Source organism: Bifidobacterium apicola (assembly GCF_042846865.1).
Classification (GTDB): domain Bacteria; phylum Actinomycetota; class Actinomycetes; order Actinomycetales; family Bifidobacteriaceae; genus Bombiscardovia; species Bombiscardovia apicola.
This window is the reverse complement of sequence record NZ_BAAFQQ010000001.1, coordinates 506,436-526,724: the sequence shown is the minus strand read 5'-3', so window position 1 is coordinate 526,724 and position 20,289 is coordinate 506,436. Positions and strand designations below refer to the sequence as shown.

16 protein-coding genes, 1 other RNA gene and 1 riboswitch are annotated in these 20,289 nt (G+C 59.3%); of the genes, 7 read left to right on the top strand and 10 right to left on the bottom strand.

The features are described 5' to 3' along the window. The first annotated feature begins 33 nt into the window (after positions 1-33). Positions 34-1,611 (top strand): UDP-N-acetylmuramate--L-alanine ligase, encoded by a 1,578-nt coding sequence (murC, locus tag ACGG9J_RS02380; RefSeq protein ID WP_390135288.1) that lies wholly within the window; start codon positions 34-36, stop codon positions 1,609-1,611. Beyond that, positions 1,608-2,870: a cell division protein FtsQ/DivIB gene (locus ACGG9J_RS02375; protein WP_390133265.1), complete on the top strand. Its 1,263-nt coding sequence runs from the start codon at positions 1,608-1,610 to the stop codon at positions 2,868-2,870. The genes murC and ACGG9J_RS02375 overlap by 4 nt, the downstream gene beginning before the upstream one ends. Here the strand turns inward: ACGG9J_RS02375 and dtd are convergent. Continuing rightward, the gene (gene dtd, locus ACGG9J_RS02370; protein WP_390133263.1) at positions 2,863-3,363 is read right to left on the bottom strand and encodes a D-aminoacyl-tRNA deacylase; all 501 of its coding nucleotides are present in this window, start codon (positions 3,361-3,363) and stop codon (positions 2,863-2,865) included. The genes ACGG9J_RS02375 and dtd overlap by 8 nt on opposite strands. A 64-nt stretch (positions 3,364-3,427) precedes the next feature. On the opposite strand from dtd, the gene ACGG9J_RS02365 reads away from it, so the two are divergent. Continuing rightward, positions 3,428-3,556: a hypothetical protein gene (locus ACGG9J_RS02365; protein ID WP_390133261.1), complete on the top strand. Its 129-nt coding sequence runs from the start codon at positions 3,428-3,430 to the stop codon at positions 3,554-3,556. A gap of 201 nt (positions 3,557-3,757) precedes the next feature. Here ACGG9J_RS02365 and ACGG9J_RS02360 read toward each other — a convergent pair whose 3' ends face one another. Both ACGG9J_RS02360 and ACGG9J_RS02355 read right to left on the bottom strand, forming a co-directional pair. After that, on the bottom strand, positions 3,758-4,276 hold the full coding sequence (locus ACGG9J_RS02360) for a GNAT family N-acetyltransferase (protein WP_390133259.1): 519 nt from the start codon (positions 4,274-4,276) through the stop codon (positions 3,758-3,760). A 64-nt stretch (positions 4,277-4,340) separates the two neighbouring features. Next, complete coding sequence (locus ACGG9J_RS02355; protein WP_390133257.1) at positions 4,341-4,658, bottom strand: DMT family transporter; 318 nt, start codon at positions 4,656-4,658, stop codon at positions 4,341-4,343. A gap of 8 nt (positions 4,659-4,666) precedes the next feature. Continuing rightward, positions 4,667-4,730: riboswitch (guanidine-III (ykkC-III) riboswitch) on the bottom strand. 204 nt (positions 4,731-4,934) lie between these two features. On the opposite strand from ACGG9J_RS02355, the gene ACGG9J_RS02350 reads away from it, so the two are divergent. Continuing rightward, positions 4,935-6,374, top strand: a complete 1,440-nt coding sequence (locus ACGG9J_RS02350) for an FtsX-like permease family protein (protein WP_390133255.1) — start codon at positions 4,935-4,937, stop codon at positions 6,372-6,374. 320 nt (positions 6,375-6,694) lie between these two features. Here the strand turns inward: ACGG9J_RS02350 and ACGG9J_RS02345 are convergent, their stop codons facing one another. The 5 genes from ACGG9J_RS02345 to ACGG9J_RS02325 form a co-directional block, all read right to left on the bottom strand. Further along, on the bottom strand, positions 6,695-6,973 hold the full coding sequence (locus tag ACGG9J_RS02345) for a type II toxin-antitoxin system RelE/ParE family toxin (protein ID WP_045924101.1): 279 nt from the start codon (positions 6,971-6,973) through the stop codon (positions 6,695-6,697). Continuing rightward, positions 6,966-7,220, bottom strand: a complete 255-nt coding sequence (locus ACGG9J_RS02340; RefSeq protein WP_101432134.1) for a type II toxin-antitoxin system RelB/DinJ family antitoxin — start codon at positions 7,218-7,220, stop codon at positions 6,966-6,968. Before ACGG9J_RS02340 ends, ACGG9J_RS02345 begins: the two co-directional genes overlap by 8 nt. A gap of 240 nt (positions 7,221-7,460) precedes the next feature. Next, positions 7,461-7,859, bottom strand: a transfer-messenger RNA (tmRNA) gene (ssrA, locus tag ACGG9J_RS02335). A gap of 113 nt (positions 7,860-7,972) precedes the next feature. Continuing rightward, entirely contained in the window at positions 7,973-8,917 is a 945-nt protein-coding gene (locus ACGG9J_RS02330) for a LysR family transcriptional regulator (RefSeq protein WP_390133252.1), read from the bottom strand. Positions 8,918-9,149: 232 nt separating this feature from the next. Then, a complete protein-coding gene (locus ACGG9J_RS02325) occupies positions 9,150-10,772 on the bottom strand; it encodes an NAD-dependent malic enzyme (RefSeq protein WP_390133250.1) in 1,623 nt (540 codons plus the stop codon). A gap of 299 nt (positions 10,773-11,071) precedes the next feature. Here ACGG9J_RS02325 and ACGG9J_RS02320 point away from each other — a divergent pair, with 299 nt between their 5' ends. Next, positions 11,072-12,550 (top strand): DASS family sodium-coupled anion symporter, encoded by a 1,479-nt coding sequence (locus tag ACGG9J_RS02320; RefSeq protein ID WP_390133248.1) that lies wholly within the window; start codon positions 11,072-11,074, stop codon positions 12,548-12,550. 93 nt (positions 12,551-12,643) lie between these two features. Here the strand turns inward: ACGG9J_RS02320 and ACGG9J_RS02315 are convergent, their stop codons facing one another. Together ACGG9J_RS02315 and ACGG9J_RS02310 are read right to left on the bottom strand one after the other, a co-directional pair. Next, positions 12,644-13,543 (bottom strand): carbohydrate kinase family protein, encoded by a 900-nt coding sequence (locus ACGG9J_RS02315; RefSeq protein ID WP_390133246.1) that lies wholly within the window; start codon positions 13,541-13,543, stop codon positions 12,644-12,646. Continuing rightward, positions 13,533-14,810: an ROK family transcriptional regulator gene (locus ACGG9J_RS02310; RefSeq protein WP_390133244.1), complete on the bottom strand. Its 1,278-nt coding sequence runs from the start codon at positions 14,808-14,810 to the stop codon at positions 13,533-13,535. Before ACGG9J_RS02310 ends, ACGG9J_RS02315 begins: the two co-directional genes overlap by 11 nt. Positions 14,811-15,440: 630 nt before the next feature. Between ACGG9J_RS02310 and xylA the strand changes: the two genes are divergently transcribed. After that, positions 15,441-16,784 (top strand): xylose isomerase, encoded by a 1,344-nt coding sequence (gene xylA / locus ACGG9J_RS02305; RefSeq protein ID WP_390133242.1) that lies wholly within the window; start codon positions 15,441-15,443, stop codon positions 16,782-16,784. A 194-nt stretch (positions 16,785-16,978) separates the two neighbouring features. After that, on the top strand, positions 16,979-20,275 hold the full coding sequence (locus tag ACGG9J_RS02300; protein ID WP_390133240.1) for a glycoside hydrolase family 2 TIM barrel-domain containing protein: 3,297 nt from the start codon (positions 16,979-16,981) through the stop codon (positions 20,273-20,275). The last annotated feature ends 14 nt before the right edge of the window (positions 20,276-20,289 follow it).

The following is a 20,289-nucleotide window of genomic DNA, read 5'->3' as shown; positions in this document are numbered from 1 at the left end:
GCGCCCGGTCGGCAGGGTGACGGCGACCGGTCCCTGCCGGTTTTGGACCCCTGCCTGCCTGCCTTGGCCCAGGCTGGAGTGCGCAACCCCAAGGATCTGGGGCCTACACACTTCATCGGCATCGGCGGGGCGGGAATGAGCGTGCTGGCCGAGATGCTCCACCAGGAGGGGGTGCAGGTTTCGGGCTCCGACCGCGCCGAGGGGGACAAGACCCGCCGCCTGCGTCAGCTGGGTATCCGAGTCGCCATCGGCCAGGACGCCAGCAACGTGGCCGGAGCCCGCACAGTGGTCTGGTCCAGCGCTATCAAGCCCGACAATCCCGAAATTCTCGCGGCTCGTGAGGTGGGTGCCCGGCTGGTCCATCGCAGTGACATTCTGGCCCTGCTCATGGCATCCAGGATTTCAGTCACCGTAGCTGGAGCCCATGGCAAGACTACCACCAGCGCGCTCTTAGCCCACCTGCTGACTAAGGGCGGCCAAGGGGGTCTGGCTGATCCCAGCTACGCCATCGGGGGCAGCCTTCAGAGCGACCAGGGGCCCATGGACGGAGGCCATGTGGGAGCCGGGCGGGTCTTGGTGGCCGAGGCGGACGAGTCCGACGGCAGCTTTGGCAAGTACACCCCTGACATCGCCATCATCACCAACGTGGAGCCCGACCATCTGGACCACTACGGCACGGCTGATGCTTTCCACCAGGCCTTTGTGGAACATGCCCGGCATGCCCGCCGCTTCCTGGTGGTCTGCGGGGACGATCAGGGCGCCCTGGAGGTACTGCGGCGGCTGCACGGGGACTGCCAGGCGAAGGTCATCGTCTATGCATCCGATCCCCAGCTGAGTATTGACTCCCTGCCCGGGGTCCTGGGCCTGGTCCGCATCGAATCCGAGTTCGAAAGCAGTGGCAGCGGTCGTGAGCATTGCCGTCTGGCTCTCCCCGCGCAGGTGCTCCAGGCCGCAGGGTTGGAGGCCGGCAAACCGCTTGATTTGCGGGTGGACTTGGCGATTCCCGGCATCCACAACGCCCGCAATGCCGCCGCGGCAATCATCGCCGCCATCCTGTTGGGAATGGATCCCGATACGGCCGCCGCTTCTGCCGCCGACTTCCGCGGGGCCTCTCGACGCTTTGAGGTCCGCGGAATCCAGCATGGGATCACCGTAGTGGATGATTACGCCCATCATCCTACGGAGATCGCCGCCCTGCTGACCGCCGCCAGACGGCGTTATCCAGGCCGGACCATCAGAGTGCTCTTCCAGCCTCACCTGTATTCGCGCACGGCCATCTTCGCCGACCGGTTCGCAGACGCTTTGTCCCTAGCGGATGATGTGACCGTCACCGACATCTTTCCCGCCCGCGAGATGGCCAGTGATTTTCCTGGCGTGGATGCCGGGACCATCCCCACAGCCGCCCGCAAGGCATCGAACCAGGAGTCCCGGGATTCCGGGAAGAGGTCGACCGAAGCTGTCTTCCGGTCCTGCCCGGACATGCATCAGGCCGCTCTGGATCTGGCCGAGCGGGCGGAGCCTGGGGATGTGATCCTGACCGTAGGCGCGGGCGATGTCACCGCCATGGGACCGGTCATTCTCGACAGGCTGGCTGAACGGGACGAACAGTGAAGACCAGTAAGGGTCGCAGCGCCTCTAGCACAGCCTCTTCCAGGACCAGGGCCGTCCGGGCTGCCAAGGCTGCACGGACAGCCCGGTCTGGGCGCACCAAGCCTGCGAAAGAGGAACCGCGGACCGGGAGAACCGCCAGATCGGGCAGATCGACCGTTTCCGATGCTGCGGGACTGGCAGGTCGCCGGTCCAAGACTGAAAAGACAGGCGGCCGGGGCGGGCGTCTTAAACGGTCCAAGCGTCTCAAGGGTCGTCCGAATCGAGCGAAGGATGCAGGAGGATCCCGGACACGTAGCGCAAGATCGGCTTCTTCATCCTCCCGCTCTCTGGCCAAAGGCAGCAGCGCCTCAGCCTCCAAGTCTGCGACATCCAAGTCTGCAGAATCTCATTCAACCAGTTCTGCCGGCGGATTCGTCGATGCCAGGACCATACCGCCGGACCGACCCGTCTCTGGCAGGATAGGCACCGACCAGGAGGATCAGGGGCTGGGGATTTTCGTTCGGCCCAAGGTTCTGGACTTTCAGGCCCGGGTGCGCGAGAAGAAGAAGGTCAGCCGCAGGCTGGTCCTGATCCGGACAGGTGTCGTCCTCCTGGTCATGGCTCTGATAGCAGGACTGGCATGGTTGCTCTTTCTCTCGCCGGTCTTCCGCCTGCAGACCGACAAGATCAGTGTCAGCGGCGGCAATGCCTGGGTATCCAACGATCGCGTGACTTCAATCGTGGCCCATCAGGGGGATCGCTCGCTGCTGCTGATTTCCACCAATGGCGTCGAGCAGGAGATCAGCGGCATGGCTGGGGTGACCGATGCCAAGGTCCGCAAGAGTTTTCCGCACGGTCTGCAGGTGACCTTCGATGCCCAGGAGCCCACTGCGGTCTTCAAGGATGCGCAGGACAAACTGACGGCCGTCGACAGACAGGGGAGGGTGCTCAATACTGTGTCCAAGCCGGTGAAGGGAGTGCCGGTCATCCAGGTGTCCACTGTCAATCGTGCCCAGCAGGATCAGGCGGTCAGGCAGACCCTGCGGATACTGTCGACCATGCCCGAGGCCATGCGTCATTCGGTGACCAAGGTGACTGCGGAAACCCAGGACTCCATCACCACCGAGCTGGACCAGGGCAAACATGTCATCATCTGGGGCGACGGCTCCGACCTGAAGCTCAAGCAGGCCGTGGTCGACAAGATCATCAACGATCCATCCAAGATCGGCGACAAGCATCAGTTGGATGTATCGGCGCCTCTGCGGCCCATCGTCAAATAGCGGCTGTAGAAGCTGCCGGCTTCATTAGTTTGTCGGTGTCCAGCAGGATGGTCACAGGTCCGTCGTTGACCAGATCCACTCGCATGTGGGTGCCGAATTGTCCGACGGCAACTGACACACCAGCCGCGGCCAGTGCCCGGTTCAGATCCTGCCAGACCTTTTGGGCATGTCGGGGCTCTCCCGCAGCCATGAAACTGGGGCGATTGCCGCGATGCAGATCCGCATAGAGGGTGAACTGGGAGATGGAAAGGATGGAGCCGCCGCAGTCCAGGACCGACCGGTTCATCCGGCCATCCTCGTCGGCAAAGATGCGCATCCGGGTCAGCTTGCGGACGGCATAGTCCACTTGGGCATCGCCGTCGCTGTCCTGGACGGCCACCAGAAGCAAGAGACCCGTGCTGATACTTTGGGGTTTAAAATCAGGATCCGGCTGCCCTTGCTCGTCGACCACATCGACCCGGGCACGGCTGACCCGTTGTATGACGATTCTCATGGTTACAGTCTAAATACTTCAGACGTTGTTGTAGTGCCGCAGGGAAAAGCTGGATCGGTACCTGGTGAAGGTCGGCCTGGAGAACGGTTTGAAGATCGGCATGAAAGATGCCCACTTCAATGTAGTCATGGGCGGGCTGGTTCCTGTCAATGATCCAGTTGATGGCTGTCCCTTCAACTCTTACGATGCCTAGCTTCAGGTCGAAGTCCGCGGTGCCTTTGTTGCCAAGGCAATATGATGTGTTGCCTCTTCGACGCAATCCTGATCGGTGTGCATGGAGAATGTCATGAGGAATTACCTACTTACTTCGTTGACGGGCGGATTCTGGCCAGTCATGGTTTCCCTTGGATTGTCTCAGATTCGTTGGCGCCGCTGGATTATACAGACGTATCCGTCAATTGACTGCTGCGGTCATGATCCAGTCGGTCTGTAGATCCTCGCCCAAGGTGAAGGTGTGCTCCCCGGTCCGTTTGAAGCCCATGGCTTGGTAGAAACGTTGGGCGGGCTCATTGTGCTCCCATACTCCTAGCCAGATTTTGTTCAAATTCTGAGTCCTGGCACGTTTGAAGGCTCGATTGATCAACAGGGTGCCCAATCCATGGCGTTTGAAATCCGATAGGACGTATAGCCGCTCGATCTCCATGGATGTGTCGCCGAACTGCTCTGTTCGGGCCTTCCCGGTGTTGAGCTGCATGTAGGCTGCGGGTGTGCCATCCACGCTGGCCAGCAGAAAAACGGATTCAGGTTCGGACAATTGTGACTTGACCTGTTCGGGGGAGAAGGAGTGTCGGAGGTAGTCTTCCATGTTTTCCCGGCTGTTGTCGGCGGCGAAGGTGTCTCTGAAGGTGGTCATGCCCAAGGAACGTATCAGTCCGGCATCATCTGATGTGCATTGCCGTATAGTTGCGGTCATGATGGCGATTCCTTTCCTCATTGATTCTGCTGCTTGGATATATCTGCTTTGATAGGCACTGTTTTCAGTTGACGACCTTGAGTCCGACAACGCAGGCGACCAAACCGATGATGAGCAGAATGCGGGCGAGTGAAATAGGCTCCGAGCCCGTAGCCATGGCGTATAGGACAGTCAAGGCAGCTCCGATGCCGACCCAGACCGCGTAGGCCGTGCTGGCAGGGATGTTGCGCATGGCAAAGGCTAGACCCATCATGCTGAGAATCAGCCCCACAATAAAAACGATGTCAGGGACGATTTTGGTAAAACCTTGAGACTTGCCTAGGGCTGTGGCCCAGACCGATTCACAGACGCCAGCGAGTATAAGTATGATCCACGAGGGCATGGCTCCCTTTCGGCAAGTCTTGTCGCTGTCCGGGTACTTGACCATCGTCCGGGAACCTGAATCAGATTCTGAACATCAGAATAGCACGTGGGCGACTCTGATGGCGGACTAAGAAGGGGAGGGAGCGGTCGACGGTCCATTGCGAGAAGGAATCAGGGTTGATTCAGGGTCGTTTCAGGGGTTTGCCGGATGTTGTCTTCAGCGTCGATCGACTATTCATGTAAATACAGGAATATAGCCGAGTGTACGCACGAGGACGTGGCAGGTGAATGAAGCATGACTTGGGCCTTACGTGATTTGAAAGCCAATAGTGGCGTCTGGGCTGGCGTCTTCATCGTTCTTGTGGTCACCCAAACCCTGCTCTGTGCCATGAGCGTGAGCATAGGTGTCAACCGCTATTACCAGGGTTTCTCGGTCAAGACCAGGGATCCTGCCAAGAGCCTGGCTTCGGTCCTGAGTCTGGTTTTTCTCATGGTCATTGTGCTCGGCTGCCTGGTGATCAAGCAGACCCTGCAGGCATCGATTCGCCAACGTCGGCAGGGGCTGGCCCTTCTTTCGCTGCTGGGAGCTACGCCTAAGCAGGCCCTGGTGCTTACGCTTTTGCAGGTGATAATTTTGGTTCTGCCGGCCTCCCTTGTCGCCGTGGCTCTTTCACCTGCGCTGGCTGGAAGGATCCTGGATTGGTATTCCACAGGGATGCGAATGCCGGTACATTTCGCTTTTACCTGGCACGGTTTTCCCAGGTCTGCCCTGACTGGTCTTGCAGTGGGATTGGCCACGGCCGTCTTGGCGACCAGCCGGACATTGCGGGATTTGGGGAAGATGACACCCGTCCGGATGGTGCGCCGTGCTGAGGAGAGCGAATCGGTTGAACGACCGAGACATGGACGTGGTCTTGTATCCCTTTTCCTTGGGTTGGCCTTGCTGCTATTGCCATTGCCTGTCTTTGCCTATCTTTCGCGCAGCGGCTCTGGGTCCTTAGAGCCTAAGCAGGTCCAAGCGGTCATAAGTGCCGTTGGAAGTGGACCGCTGTTTGCTATTCTCTTGCTGCTGATTGCCTTGGCACGTTCTGGGGGGCCAGTTATAAGCAGGGTCACTCAATTTTGGACTGCTCTGGTCCCCTCGTCATCTGCTGTCTGGCGGATAGCGCGTTCACAGGCTGTGGCCAGGAGTCGAGATACGACATTCGGCTCAACAGTTATAGCTTTGACTGCCTGTATGTTTCTGGTCGGCGGTCTGTTGGCTGCTGGAGGCACCAGTACCATCGCCATGAACAAGGTACCGGGAATAGAGAACGTCACATCGGGTGGAACCCTGGAGTTGCTCTATGGTTTCTGGGCAGCGCTACTGGTCGCCCTGGTCGGCGTGATTGCAGGGTTCGCCATCGCCGCTCGGGATCGTGACCTCGATTTGGCGCTCCTGTCAATTGCCGGCGCAAACCCGCAGCAGCTGACTGCTATATCCATATTGGACGGCACCATCGTGATGACCACAGGCATTATCATCGCTGCGGGCGGCACCGGACTGGTCGGGCTGAGCACAGCTATGGTCTACTGGCCGCTTGTCCACAGCCTGTCCATGGTTTTTCCTTGGCAGTTCTTCCTTATATGTGGGTTGCCGATCATCGTCGTCGGCTCGCTAACGACCATGCTGACGGCGCGGCCTGCTTTGCGGCGCTCGCCCATAGCCATTCTGCAAGGGGCCGTAGGCGAATGATTGACAATGAACTTTTACTCCTGGACCCGCGATGCGTAATTGAGCGGTCTTGCCGAGCGTTGATCTCGGCCATGGCTGTGTGGCATATTCATCAACCTGCAGTTCCTTGCCGTATTGACCAGCGCTGGTCAATACGGCAAATGCATGTTGGCTGCTTGAAGATGGGTATCGTCATTATGGCACGTTCATCTTGAGGAGATCCTGCTGACGATTAACTTTTAACTGAGAAGTAGATAAACAATTGGCGGTCAAATTTGTGTATTGGGTACAGTGATTCGTGTCAGTCTGAACAAGACTCGATTACTCAGACTTCACTTATGTCACAGTGTTTGGTCATGGCTGCCAGTGGTCATCAAAGTGAGAATCATTCGATTCTTGTCGCGCTTGTATACCAGGAGCCAGTCTGCGTCGACATGTAGCTCTTCGTATTTGGACCAGCGTCCCTTCAACTGGTGATTCCGGTATTTACGTTTAAGCAGTGCTGAATTGTAGTCAGCCAAATCGTCGAGCACTTGATCGAGCCTGCTTAAGTCGAAATGCTTCTTCTTGATTTTCTTCACATCACGCAGGAATTTCTGCGTATATGCAAACTCATACATGATGGATGATGTCTTTCATATCCTCTACATCACCCACGTGAGTGACCGGTGAAGCTTGAGCTTCCTCCATTTCCCTGTCAAAATTGGAAAGTTGGGAGCGAAATGGAAGTCCCCCTTCGCGCAAGGACTGAGAAAGAAACATATTTATTGCTGTGCCGAGATCAAGGCCTAGATCTTCGAAAAGCTGTGAGGCCCGACGCTTCATATCCTCACTGGTGCGAATTTGAATTCTTGCTGTCTCTTTCATTGTTTTCACCCGTTTCGATTGCTTTGTTGGTCGTTCTAGATCCAGAATTATATCATTATTGCTCCGAATGGAGTTATATTGGAGTTATTTTAACTCCGCGAGTGAAGAAACGAGCATGACTTGAGATTCATGAATAAGGTTTTTGACAATGTGACGCACTAAAAAATGCGGGGAGATGGATTCTGAACCTTACAAGCGGTATGAAAAGGGCCAGCCAAGTTGCCTCGGCTGGCCCTTGTTTTGTGGAGCTGCGGGGAATTGAACCCCGGTCCGGTGACCGCACCCTCAGTCTTCTACGTGCGTAGTCTGCTGGCCTTTGTGGCTATCTGTCTGCCCCCACCTGTGTCGCAGACAACCGGTGGCGGGCATAGCCGCAGTAAAAGTCCCCGAACCGCCCTGTGGCGCGGCAGTTCAGGCAAGTCTTCTTAATGACGCTCAGCATCCCCCCGAAGGCGAAGGGGAGTGAACGGAGCAGCTGCTCACTGGTTAATCCTGGCGCGAAGCTCAGGCAGCGAGAGCGAACTCAGTGCGGTTAGATTTAGCACTTGTTGTTTGCGGGAGGACATTAACGAGCGGACCCCCGCGTTCTCGGCACGCTTCCCTGCGACGAACAGGTCACCGTCGAAACCGATCAGCCCCGATCTTGAATTATCAAGCTCTGCTGGTGCCATTGCGGACCAGCGTCGTCAGTATACAACAGATGGACGTTATAGTTATTCCCGCTTCTCCCTGGGCATTGACTCCAATCCTGGTCAAGCCATAGAGCCCAGTCGACTGGTGGCATATTCGCTGAAGGCGTGCACCTCCTCCACGTCCTCGTGGAAAGCCTCCCGCTTGGTGTCGTTGAAGAGGAAGATGTTGAAACGAGGCATGTCATCCCCGGCGAAGGGGATGAAGCGCAGGCCGTCGCCAGGGTGCACGCCAGCCGCAGTGATCAGGCTGCAGACCAGCCCGGATGTGGTCACCATTTTCAGTGTTTCCACGTCGGAGACCTCGATCAGGTGGCTGACTGGTTCAGACAGGTGAATCAGCCGTTCCGCTGCCTGGGCATGGACGAAATCACGGTTGAGGGTGGCGAAGGGGACGTCCCCCGGAAGCATGGCCAGATCCTCGGGGTGCAGACTGGTCATTCCTGCCGTGCCCAATCGTTCGACCATGGACTGAGTGCAGACCATGCCGAAGGGGAAGGATGCCAGCTTGGTCGTTTCGACGCCATCCACGCTCAGCGATTCGTCGACGCTTGCTACAGCCCCGTAGTCCACACGGTGGGCCTCTATTTGGTCCAGCAGTTTTTGAGATCCTATGGTTTCTACGGTCGTGCTCTTGTCTGGGTCACACTGCTCTTGCTTCCCTTGTCCGGAGCTCAGCAGCGATGAGATGATGGGCGGCAGGCCGATGGTGCGCCTTCGAGTGCCGGTCCGCGCAGCCAAGGCCTCAGGCAGAGAGTTAATCAGATCCAGGGCCTGGCCGACATGGTCCACCACTGTTTTTCCGGCCTGGGTGAGCTGTGTACCGTCACCTGCTCCGAATCGCTGACGTAGGACCAGCTTGGTTTTTAGGCGCTTTTCCAGTCTTCTGATGGCCTGCGAGACCGCAGGCTGAGAGATGCCCGCCTCCAACGCGACATCGGTGAAACTGCCGTACCGGGCCAGCATGGTAAGCAGCTCGAGGTCGCGGACATTATCCATATAGGTCATGAGCCGCTTCCCTTGATTGTTGCTCAGATTAGTATTGCTTATCCGTCAACTCTGGCGAAAGACTACTTATTATTAGACTATCATCGTTAGCTGGACTTGAGAAGATTAACCCTTGAGAATATTGACAGGGCCCGACTCATGATTGGGGCCCGGTCGCCACGATCATAGGTTATGAACTGTGACGGCCGGGCCCCAATCTCAACATCGCAAGAGGCGAAGGTGCCGGTTTCGCTCAGGCATCATAGTGCCACTGGGCCTTGGCCACGGCGGCGTCCACATCCTCAATCGGCTCCCGGTTCAGACCCTCCTGGACGGCCTGTTCAGCCACAGCTGTGGCGACCCGGCGCGAGATCTCCTTGAGGTCGGCCACCGGCGGCAGCACGGCGGTTCCGGGCTTGTCCACGTCGATCATGTCGGAAATGGCATAGGCTGCGGCCAACAACATTCCCTTGGTGACCAGCCTTGCCTTGGCGACGATGGCCCCGAAGCAGATGCCGGGATACATGAGTGCGTTGTTGCCCTGTCCGATGGAATAGGTGACGCCCTGGTAGTCAACAGGCTTTGAGGGAGTGCCGGTGATGACGAAACCGCGGCCATGGGTCCAGGCGATCACGTCGGCGGCCTTGGCCTCGGCCAGTTCCGTGGGGTTGGAGATGGGGCAGAGCAGCGGCCGTTCCACGTGCTTGGCCATGGCCTCCACAACGTTCTGGTCAAAGGCTCCGGGCTTGGTCGAGGTGCCGATGAGCACCGTGGGTTGGAAGGCGTCGACGACCTGTGCCAGCGAGGTCTTGTCGGTGACCGAGGCGAACTCGTCCGGCTTGCGCGCATAACGGGTTTGGCCCTCGGTCAGATCATCCTGGCCCTGCTCGATCAGACCCTGACGGTCGAAGAGCAGGACCCTACTGCGCGCGGTCTTGGTATCCATGCCTTGGCGGATGATCAGGTCGTCCACGATCTGGTCGGCGATGCCCACGCCGGCGGTCCCTGCGCCGAAGACCATGATCTTGGTGTCTTTGGGGTCGGTTCCGGCGATTTTTCTGGCGGCGATCAGTGCGGCCAGGACGGTCACGCCAGTGCCCTGGATGTCGTCATTCAGGGTCAGGATCCGGTCCTGATAGCGCTTGAGGACGGGTGCGGCCTCGGGCCTGCCGAAGTCCTCCCAATGGATCAGGGCCTCCGGATAGCGCTGGAGGACCTGTTGGACGAAGTCATCGATGAAGTCGTCGTAGCGCTGGCCTCTGACCCTGGCGAAGTGGTTGCCCACGTAGTCGGGATTGTCCAGCAGGGCCTGGCGGTTGGTGCCCACATCCACCATCACCGGCAGAACGCGCGAAGGGTCAATGCCGGCAGCAGCGGTGTAAACCGCCAGCTTGCCCGTCAGGATCTCAGCGCCCTGAGCGCCCCAGTCGCCGATGCCGAGAATGCCTTCCGCGTCGGTGCAGACCACCAGGTCAATGGGCCGATCACCGGCGTACTGGTCCAGGGCATCGCCGATCCCCTCGGGATGATCAATGGAGATGTAGGCCACGTCGCTGCCCGAATAGAACTCGTCATAACGTTGGATGGACTGGGCCACAGTGGGGGCGTAGACGATGGGCATGTACTCGGTCAGGTGCTTGTCCATGCTCCTGTAGAAAAGTCGACGGTCGGTGCGGCAGATGCTCATCAGATAGAGCCGCTTGTCCAGATCGGTAGGCTGGGCCAGGAAGCGGCGGTAGACGATGCGCTCGCGCTGTTCGTCATCCTGTACGGCAGCAGGCAGCAGTCCGTCCAGCTTCAGTTGACGCCGTTGTTCATAGTCGAATCCCAGTCCCCGGTTGGCATAGGAATCGTTGATGGTATCGAATCCTGTCATGGTCTCACTTGTCCTTCACGATCGGGGCCGGCCGCGTTGCCGGACCTCTGCAATCAGCCTAGAAAAGCCTTGGACACACTGGCAAATAAGCAGAACCTATATGCGCTTAAGCCTCTTTTGCCGCTCTTTGATGGGCCTTGGAGGTCATAGGCGGCCGCCAGTTATGACGCTACCTCATATAGGCAATGCTTATTTGTCGCCCCCGCCGCCTGCCGCATAGCATAAGTCCACATGAGCAAACCGACGAAGAGGTCGGTGGTTTCCAGGCGGTTATACGCCGGATCATGAGCGAAGGAGCAATGATGGGTGAAACAGTACGAGCGGGTGAGGGCAGGGGAGACCCCCAGGCAGGGGCCAGCCAGCCTTTCAACACGAGCCAGTTGGTCAAGGCTCTGATCTGTGTAGCGGTAGGGTTGGTCATCTTCCTGATTCCGCCTCCCAAGGGGCTGACCGCTCAGGGCATGCACATGCTGGGAGTCTTCGTAGGCACCATACTAGGACTGATTCTGCAGCCTCTGCCCACCTCAGCAGTGGCCATCATCGGCATGACCGTGGGGATGTTGACCGGGGCTCTGGATCCCAAGAAGGCGGCTTTCAACGGACTGGGCAGCGCATCCATCTGGCTGATCGTGGCGGCCTTCTTCATCGCCCAGGGCTTTGTCTCTACCGGACTGGGCCGCAGGATTGCCCTGGTCTTTCTGTCTCGATTGGGCAAGTCCAGCCTGGGCACAGCATACGGGCTCTCGGCGGCCGACCTGGTCTTGGCTCCGGCCACACCGTCAAATACGGCTCGTCTGGGCGGCATTCTTTTCCCGATCATCACCTCCATCAGTGACGTGCAGGATTCGAAGCCGGACACTGACGAGTCCCGGCGACGTATCGGTGCTTATCTGGCGATTACTGCCAACAATGTCAACGCCATTACATCGGCCATGTTCCTGACCGCTATGGCGGCAGGCCCGGTCGTAGGACAGCTGGCCCAGAAGTTCCATGTGGACATAGGATGGGGCACCTGGGCCCTGGCTGGTATTGTGCCCGGCCTGATCTGCCTGATCATCATCCCCGCCCTGATCTACCGCATCTTCCCGCCAACCTTGAAGAACGTTCCTCAGGCTCAGGAGGATGCCAAGGACGAGCTCAAGGGAATGGGTCCGCTGAGCATGCACGAGTGGATCATGGCCGTGACCTTCCTGGTCATGCTGGTCCTCTGGGCGACCGGTTCGGTGATCCATATCAACTCCACCACCGTGGCCTTCCTGGGCGTGGCCGTGCTGTTGTGCACCAAGATCATCACCTGGCAGGATATGGTGGCTAACAAGTCCGCCTGGTCCACGTTGATCTTCTTCGGCGTCCTGGTAGGCATGGCGGAACCACTGAACACCTTGGGCGTCACCACCTGGGCGGGGGAGATCATCGCCGGACTGGTCAAGGGCCTGCCCTGGGTGCTGGTCCTGGTCATTCTGACGGTCTTCTACTTCCTCATCCACTACATGTTCGCTTCCGAGCTGGCTCAGGTGGCGGCCATCTACACGCTCTTCGTCAGCGTGGCCGTGGCTGCCGGGGTTCCCGCCATGCCTGCAGCGCTGATGCTGGGATGCGCCAGCGGTCTGATCGGTGCTATGACCCATTATGCCTCCGGACCGGCGGCCTTGATTTACGGTGCCGGATACGTCAAGACCTCTGAGTTCCTGCGGATCGGCCTGATCTGCGGACTGGTGACAGTGGCCATCTTCCTGACCGTTGGTCTGGGCTGGTGGCGGCTCATCGGCATCTGGTAAATTCCGATTCCGTAGATAAATATGTTTGGTCCCGTCCAGTCGGCTATTGACAGCTCGACCAGTCGGGACCAAATCATGTTTAAAAGCGAGTGATCACTGACCCTGCTGGCCCAGATAGTCGGGGATATGCTCGGGATATTCGGGCCAGGCGCCCTGCTGGGTGCAGACGAAGGCTGCGGTGTTGACGGCAGCCCGGTGGGCCTGGGTCAGGGAGGCCCCCAGCAGACGGTTGATGGCGAAGGTGCCGGAGAAGGCATCGCCGGCCCCGACCGTGTCGGCCACAGTGATCTCAGGCGTGGGCAGGTGTGAGGACTGGCCGTCCGCCAGGTAGATTGTGCTGTAGTCGCTGCCGGCGGTCAGCACGATGGTATCCAGGTGCCACTGGTCCATGAACCAGCGGCAGAGCTCGTCGTCGGTGGCTCCGGGAACGCGGAACATGTCGCGCAGGGTGACCAGCTCCTCGTCGTTGAGCTTGAAGACCGTGGCCATGTCCAGCAGCTCCTGGATCAGATCCTTGCTGTAGAAGGTGCCGCGCAGATTGATGTCGAAGAAACGCATGGCTTGGCTCTTGGTGTGTCGCAGCACCTGCAGGCAGGTCTCACGGGACCCGCTGCTGCGCATGCCCAGCGTGCCATAGCAGACGGCATCGGCCTTGCTGGCCAGCCCGGCCAGGTCATCCGTGTATTCCAGATGATCCCAAGCCACATCAGGCTTGAAGACGTACTGGGGGATGCCCTCGGTCAGCTGGACCTCTACGGTGCTGGTGGGGTGGTCGTTGTGCTGCAGGACAGCATCGACCCCGGCCTTGCGAACAGCCTCCTCAAGCTCACGGCCCAGGTCGTCCCGGCCTACAGCGCTGATGGCATAGCCTTCCGCACCGTTCTTTGCGGCGTGATAGCTGAAGTTGACCGGTGCGCCACCGGCCCGCTTGCCTGTTGGCAGGACATCCCAGAGGATCTCGCCGATGCTGAGGACCACAGGTTTACTGGTCATGGTGTTCCTTTCCTGATGACGGTCGATGCGCCCGCCTTGTACTTGTTGATTTCACAGCTGTGCGGCCCATGCTGGCCGGGTGTTCCAAAAATTGGCTGGCCGCCACAGCCGCAGCGCCGGTCAGTGTGGCATCGGCTGGAAGGCGTGAAAGCAGGATCTGGGTGTGCTCACGCAGGCCAGGCAGGGCGCGCTGGGACACTATGGACCGAACCCGTTCCAGCAAGCGGTTTCCGGCGGCGGCCACCATGTCTCCGATGACGATTTGGGCAGGGTTGTAGGCGTTGACGATGGTCACGCAGCCGTAACCCACGTAGTCGGCTATCTGATCCACTAGGGTCCGTGCGGCCCGCTGGTCCGATCGGGCCTGGTCGAACAGGCATGCGCAGGCCTTGGCGTGGGTCATTGCTTTGACTCCGGGGAAGTGAGCCTGCATATCCGGCTGACACATGCGGCGGTGGATGGCTACCGCCGAGCAGTAGCATTCCAGGCAGCCTCGGTTGCCGCACTCGCATGGCAGACCGTTCAGATCTATGCTGACATGGCCGATCTCAGTGGCCGCTCCCCGACTGCCGTCCACCAGGGCGCCCCTGTCGATGACTCCCAGCCCCACGCCTTCGCCTACCAGGAAGTAGGCCATGCTGGATGTGCTGACGCGAGGATCGAACAAGCTATGGGCCAGAGCGCCGGCCCGGGCATCCTGCTCAATAAAAGTAGGTACGCGGAAGGCCTGAGCGAATTCGTGGATAAAGTCCACGCCACGCCAGCCCGGCATACTGGTGACCAGGGCGATGCGGCCACTCTCGCGCAGGTAGGGGCCAGGCACGGCCATGCCCACGGCCACGATGGCCGGATTCGCCTTCAGTCGCCCTTCAACTCGGGCTTTGACCTCTGCCACGGCGGCGGGAATGTCATCGGGGTCGACGGGGGGCAGCTCTTCCGAGTCCAGCAGCCGGCCGCTGATGTCGAACAGACCGATGCTGACCAGACTGCGGGCGAACTTGACTCCGATGACCTGGTAGCGGTCGGCATTCAGGGCCAGGCCGATAGATCGACGGCCACCATCTGAGTCCAGGCTGCCGGTTTCGCTGATCAGACCCAGGCTGATCAGACGGGCCACGAGCTTTCCCACTGCCGCCGGTGTCAGATTGAGGTCCCGGGCCATCTGGGCTCGCGAACTGGTGCCCTGCCGGTGCAGATACTGGACGATGCGTGACTGGTTGAGCTCTGAGAGTGCCTTTGGTGTGCTGGCGTATGGGCTGCCTCGCATATCAACCTCCTCCTTGAGCGGTGCTGTCACGCGGACTTCGCGCACTTTATCAACAACGTTTATACATTAACATCGTTTAGTATCCTTGCGCAACTGGTTCACCAACGCTCAAGAGTCTGATGGAAGATCGCCGTCGGCATTTGCCCATATCCGCAGCTGGGGGAGGGTTGTGGTTTGTGATGGTAGGTTGTGTCCACGAGAAGATCATTGACAGAGTCGAGGCAGGTTGTGCCTCGAGAAGGGCGTTGCCAAGCCCATGGCATCATAGGATTCATCCGCTCGTGTGCAGGGTGGTCGACTGCTGGTCTTCGAATGCGCAGCCCATACAGTCGCGTGGGGTTTTTCACCGGGTGCGCGCACGCCTATTGCGGATAGGCCATAGCAGTGGTGCAGACGAATCGATTGTCCCCTGCAGGCGGGCCTTTGTGGCTTGAGCTCAAAGCTTCAGACGATAGTCATAGGGCTGTCGCGGATATTCGATTCAAGTGGCAGCGTTTGAACCATCTATATAATTTAACGATTTGACAAAATCAATCCGTCCCTCTACCCTTGATGTTCAGGAGGCAGGAACTGATTTCCTCCACTGTGAACGCCGTAAAGGCAAATGCATGAGGCAAAGGAGCATTTCGGATGGGTTTATGGGATGTCGACAAGATTGAATACGTAGGTCGCCAAGGCATCAAGGAAGGCCTGGGCTTCCGTTACTATGACAAGAACAAAGTGGTGGCCGGCAAGCCCATGAAGGACTGGCTGCGTTTCGCCGTAGCCTGGTGGCACACCTTCAACCAGGGTCTGGTGGATCCCTTCGGAGACCCCACAGCACAAAGGCCCTACTACCGCTACACCGATCCCATGGATCAGGCGCTGGCCAAGGTGGACTATGCCTTCGAGCTCTTCACCAAGCTGGGCGTCGAGTTCTTCTGCTTCCACGATCGTGATCTGGCTCCCGAGGGCGATACCCTGCGCGAGACCGACGCCAATCTTGACAAGGTGATCGACCGCATTGAGGCCGCCATGAAGGACACGGGCGTCAAGCTGCTCTGGAACACCTCGTCGCTCTTCACCAATCCTCGTTTCGAGGCCGGCGCGGGCACCTCGCCCTTCGCTGACATCTATGCATATTCTGCAGGCCAGCTCAAGCACAGCCTGGAGATCGGCAAGCGGCTGGGTGCTGAGAACTACGTCTTCTGGGGCGGCCGCGAGGGCTACGAATCCCTCTGGAACACCCGTATGAAGGAGGAGCAGGACCATATGGCCGCTCTCTTCCACATGTGCGTGGACTACGCCAAGGAGATCGGCTTTGACGCGCAGTTCCTGATCGAGCCCAAGCCCAAGGAGCCTACTCTCCACCAGTATGACTACGATGCAGCCACCACCATCAACTTCCTGCGCACCTACGACCTGCAGGATAACTTCAAGCTCAACATCGAGGGCAACCACGCCAACCTGGCCATGCATACCTACCAGCATGAGGTCCGCGTGGCCCGTGAGGCTGGCTTCCTGGGATCCCTGGATGCCAACCAGGGCGACAAGCTGATCGGCTGGGACATGGACGAGTTCCCCTCGGACCTCTACGATGCCACTGCTGTCATGTGGGAGGTGCTGGCCAACGGAAGCATCGGGCCCCGCGGAGGCTTGAACTTCGACGCCAAGCCGCGCCGCTCCTCCTTCCTGCCTGAGGACCTCTTTAGGACCCATATCGTGGGCATGGACACCTATGCTGCTGGTCTGCTGGTCGCTGCCAAGATGCATGAGGACGGCTACATTGAGCAGCTGCAGCAGGAGCGCTACTCCTCCTTCGAATCCGGCATCGGCTCGACGGTAAAGGACGGCACGGCCACGCTGGCCTCCCTGGAGGAGTACAGCCTCGACAAGCCGCAGGCCGAACTGATCGCTGCTGACAAGTCCGACCACCTTGAAGTAGTCAAGGCCACCATCAACAACTACATCGTTGAGGCCCTGGCTCAGGCTTGAGCCTTGGACGGTTGTCGTCGTCTAGCCCCGTGAGCTTTCACCCGCGGGGCTTTTTTGCGCTTTGACCAAGGCAGACAAGTTCGCCAGGGTGGACGCTTCAGTCTTCATAGGGGACAACCGGAGCACTCCGGTTCGATGACACATGCGGCAACCTTTGGAAAGCGTGTGTCATGGCCTCGGTATCATGGTCGCATGTGAACGTAAACAGTCACACCTGTGAAACGTCTGCCGCCAAGGCCACCGAGGAGGATGGAGTCGTCATGTTCATACCACGCTATTACGAGGATCCAGCCACGCTGCATGTGGGGACCGAGCCCAACCGTGCTTACTGCGTCCCAGCCAGCGTCTCCCTGGACACGCGTGGCGATCGGCGCAGGGGCTCTGACCGGTATTTGGACCTGGATGGAGACTGGGATTTTCGTTATTACGCCAGCATCGACCAGCTGGATGCTGAGGTCCAGTCCGCCGCCGAGGCCAGGGATCCTGTCTTCTTCGAAGCCGGCTACCGCCCTTCCAAGGATGCAGGGCTAGGGGCATACAAGCCTATCCATGTGCCAGGAGTCTGGCAGACCCAGGGCTATGACAACCCCCAGTACACCAACGTGCGCTATCCCTTCCCCTTCGATCCGCCCAGAGTGCCTGCCGACAATCCTTGCGGCATCTACCTGCGTGACTTCGATTACGAGCGGGATCCCTCAGCGCCCCGTGCCCTGCTCAATTTCGAGGGGGTGGACTCCTGCTTCTACCTTTGGGTCAACGGGGACCTGATCGGCTATAGCCAGGTCTCGCACTCCACCAGCGAGTTCGACGTAACCGACCATCTGCAGAAGGGTCGTAACCAGTTGGCCGTCCTAGTGCTTAAGTGGTGTGACGGCAGCTATCTGGAGGACCAGGACAAGTTCCGCATGAGCGGCATCTTCCGTGATGTCTACATCCTGCGTCGGCCCAAGGTGCGTCTGCGTGACTGGTTCGTCCACACCGATCTGGACGAGAGAATGGAACATGCCAACGTAACCCTCGATCTGGATCCGACCGGCGTATCGGGCCAGGACGATGCCGCCCTAGATGTACAGGCTCTGCTGTCTGATCCTGATGGGGTTGAGGTGGCACGGGCCGAGCTGGCAGGTTGCAGGGGTCCTGCGCAATTGTTCATGGAGATCGACCATCCCCGCCTCTGGAATGCTGAGGACCCTGAACTTTATAAACTGACGCTGTCCACCAAGGCCAGCGCTCCCGGCTCTGGCGATTCGGGTGAGGTTATCACTGAGTACATCGGTCTGCGCACCATCAGTGTGGACGGCCAAGTGGTCAAGGTCAACGGCAGCCCCATCAAGATCCACGGAGTCAACCGCCACGACGGGGATCCTCTTACAGGATTCGCCATTGACCAGGAGCAGATCATGCGCGACCTGACCCTGATGAAGGAACACAACGTCAACGCTATCCGCACATCCCATTACCCCAACAGCCCCCAGTACTACGCCCTTTACGACCAGCTGGGCTTCTACCTGATCGCCGAGGCCGATCTGGAGGCCCATGGCATCGAAGGTCTCTACCACGGCCCGGACTGGAAGGAGCCCGACTACTGGAACGGTCGCATTGCCGACGAACCGCGCTTTACCGATGCCATCGTCGACCGGGTCCAGCGCAGCCTGGAGCGCGACAAGAACCATCCTTCTATTCTGATCTGGTCCATGGGCAACGAAAGCGGCTATGGCTGTGGCATCGAAGCGGCTTTGGCTTGGACCAAGTCCCGGGACCCCTCCCGTCTGACCCACTACGAGTCGGCCATCCATGGATCTCCCCGACAGGATCTGGACTACAGCAATCTGGATATCACCTCGCGGATGTATCCCACCATCAAGCAAATCGAGGATTACTTCACGCCGAAAGGTCCTCATGGCATCGGCAGCCACGGGGATGACGGGGACGGGGGCCGTCGGCCATACTTCCTATGCGAATACTGCCATGCCATGGGGTTGGGTCCCGGGGATCTGGAGGACTACTTCCGGGTCATTCAGGCCCATCCAGGGCTTCTGGGCGGCTGCATCTGGGAGTGGGCCGATCACGCCATCGACCAGGGCAGGGATCGGAAAGGCCGTCGGATCTATGCCTACGGGGGAGACCACGGCGAGTACCCCCACGATGCCAACTTCTGCATGGACGGCCTGGTCTATCCCGACCGGCGGCCCCACACCGGCCTCAGGGAGTTCAAGAACGTCTTCCGCCCGGCCCGTCTGGCCGCCTACGATCCGCAGACCCGGCTGCTCACCTTGCATAACTACCTGGACTTCACTTTCCTGGATGAGTACCTGAGTCTGAAGTGGATCCTTCTGTGTGATGGGGAGCCTGTGGCCTCGGGGTCGCCGGAACTGGATCGAGGTACCGGCCTGCATATCGCCCCCCATGCCGAGGGCACCGTGGGCCTGCCGACCATGGATCCGCCCGAGCATGGCCGACTGACCCTGCTGGTGGAGTATGCCCTGGCCAAGGCTGATTCGGTGCTTCCCCAAGGGCATCCGCTAGGCTTCGATCAGCTTGAAGCCGCAGACGTGGGAATGCCTGAACGCCCCAACGGAGTGGCCAGGGTCATCAGTGCCGATCCTGGCAACGGAGCCCGGGGCGCCCACCGGCCGGTGGTCAGGCAGACTGATGCCCGCTTCGATGTGGAGGGGTCAGACTGGCGTTACGTCTTCAACCGCCGTACGGGCATGGTGGAATCCATGAGCGTCGACAACCGTTCCCTGCTTACTGCTCCTATGGAGGTCAACCTCTGGCGGGCGCCCACCGATAATGATGCCACTATCAAGGAGGAATGGCGCAAGGCCGAATACGACCGGGCCAGCACCAGGGCCCTCTCCTGCCAGCTGCAGACTGATCAGGAACGGGGGCTGACCACCATCAAGGCTGAGTTGTCCCTGGTGGCACCGTTTATTCAGCCCATGGGCCGCATCCTTGCCACCTGGACCCTGAGCGACCAGGGTGGGCTGGACCTGAACATGGAGCTGCATCGGGATCCCGAGTTCCCCTATTTGCCAAGGTTTGGGCTGCGACTCTTCCTGCCCCGGAGCCTCCAGCAGGTCACCTACTGCGGCTATGGGCCTTACGAGAGCTACCGGGACATGCACCGTGCCAGCCACTATGGTGTTTTCCGCAACACTGCATCAGGCATGGTAGAGCACTATCTGCGTCCCCAGGAGAACGGCTCCCATTATGGCTGCGACTACGTCCTGGTGGAGGATGACCGCTCACTGCTGCAGGCGGCAGGGGATAGTCCCATCAGCTTCAATTGCTCCCCTTATACGCAGGAGGAGCTGACCACTAAGGAGCACGATCACGAGCTGGAGGAATGCGGATCGACCGTGCTCTGTCTGGACTATGCCACAAGCGGCATAGGCTCCAACAGCTGCGGACCTGAGTTGGATCCCGCCTACCGCTTGGATGAAACCGACCTGGTTTTCGGACTGCATCTGCGGGTCCGCTCCAAATGACAGGAGCTGGCTGG

What these genes read in the sequence shown, in the direction of transcription:
- dtd (WP_390133263.1), bottom strand. Translation starts at nt 3,363, where the DNA reads ATGAGAATCGTCATACAACGGGTCAGCCGTGCCCGGGTCGATGTGGTC.
- xylA (WP_390133242.1), top strand. Translation starts at nt 15,441, where the DNA reads ATGGGTTTATGGGATGTCGACAAGATTGAATACGTAGGTCGCCAAGGC.
- ACGG9J_RS02360 (WP_390133259.1), bottom strand. Translation starts at nt 4,276, where the DNA reads ATGACCGCAACTATACGGCAATGCACATCAGATGATGCCGGACTGATA.
- ACGG9J_RS02355 (WP_390133257.1), bottom strand. Translation starts at nt 4,658, where the DNA reads ATGCCCTCGTGGATCATACTTATACTCGCTGGCGTCTGTGAATCGGTC.
- ACGG9J_RS02340 (WP_101432134.1), bottom strand. Translation starts at nt 7,220, where the DNA reads ATGAAAGAGACAGCAAGAATTCAAATTCGCACCAGTGAGGATATGAAG.
- ACGG9J_RS02345 (WP_045924101.1), bottom strand. Translation starts at nt 6,973, where the DNA reads ATGTATGAGTTTGCATATACGCAGAAATTCCTGCGTGATGTGAAGAAA.
- ACGG9J_RS02350 (WP_390133255.1), top strand. Translation starts at nt 4,935, where the DNA reads ATGACTTGGGCCTTACGTGATTTGAAAGCCAATAGTGGCGTCTGGGCT.
- ACGG9J_RS02330 (WP_390133252.1), bottom strand. Translation starts at nt 8,917, where the DNA reads ATGACCTATATGGATAATGTCCGCGACCTCGAGCTGCTTACCATGCTG.
- ACGG9J_RS02320 (WP_390133248.1), top strand. Translation starts at nt 11,072, where the DNA reads ATGATGGGTGAAACAGTACGAGCGGGTGAGGGCAGGGGAGACCCCCAG.
- ACGG9J_RS02315 (WP_390133246.1), bottom strand. Translation starts at nt 13,543, where the DNA reads ATGACCAGTAAACCTGTGGTCCTCAGCATCGGCGAGATCCTCTGGGAT.
- ACGG9J_RS02310 (WP_390133244.1), bottom strand. Translation starts at nt 14,810, where the DNA reads ATGCGAGGCAGCCCATACGCCAGCACACCAAAGGCACTCTCAGAGCTC.
- ACGG9J_RS02325 (WP_390133250.1), bottom strand. Translation starts at nt 10,772, where the DNA reads ATGACAGGATTCGATACCATCAACGATTCCTATGCCAACCGGGGACTG.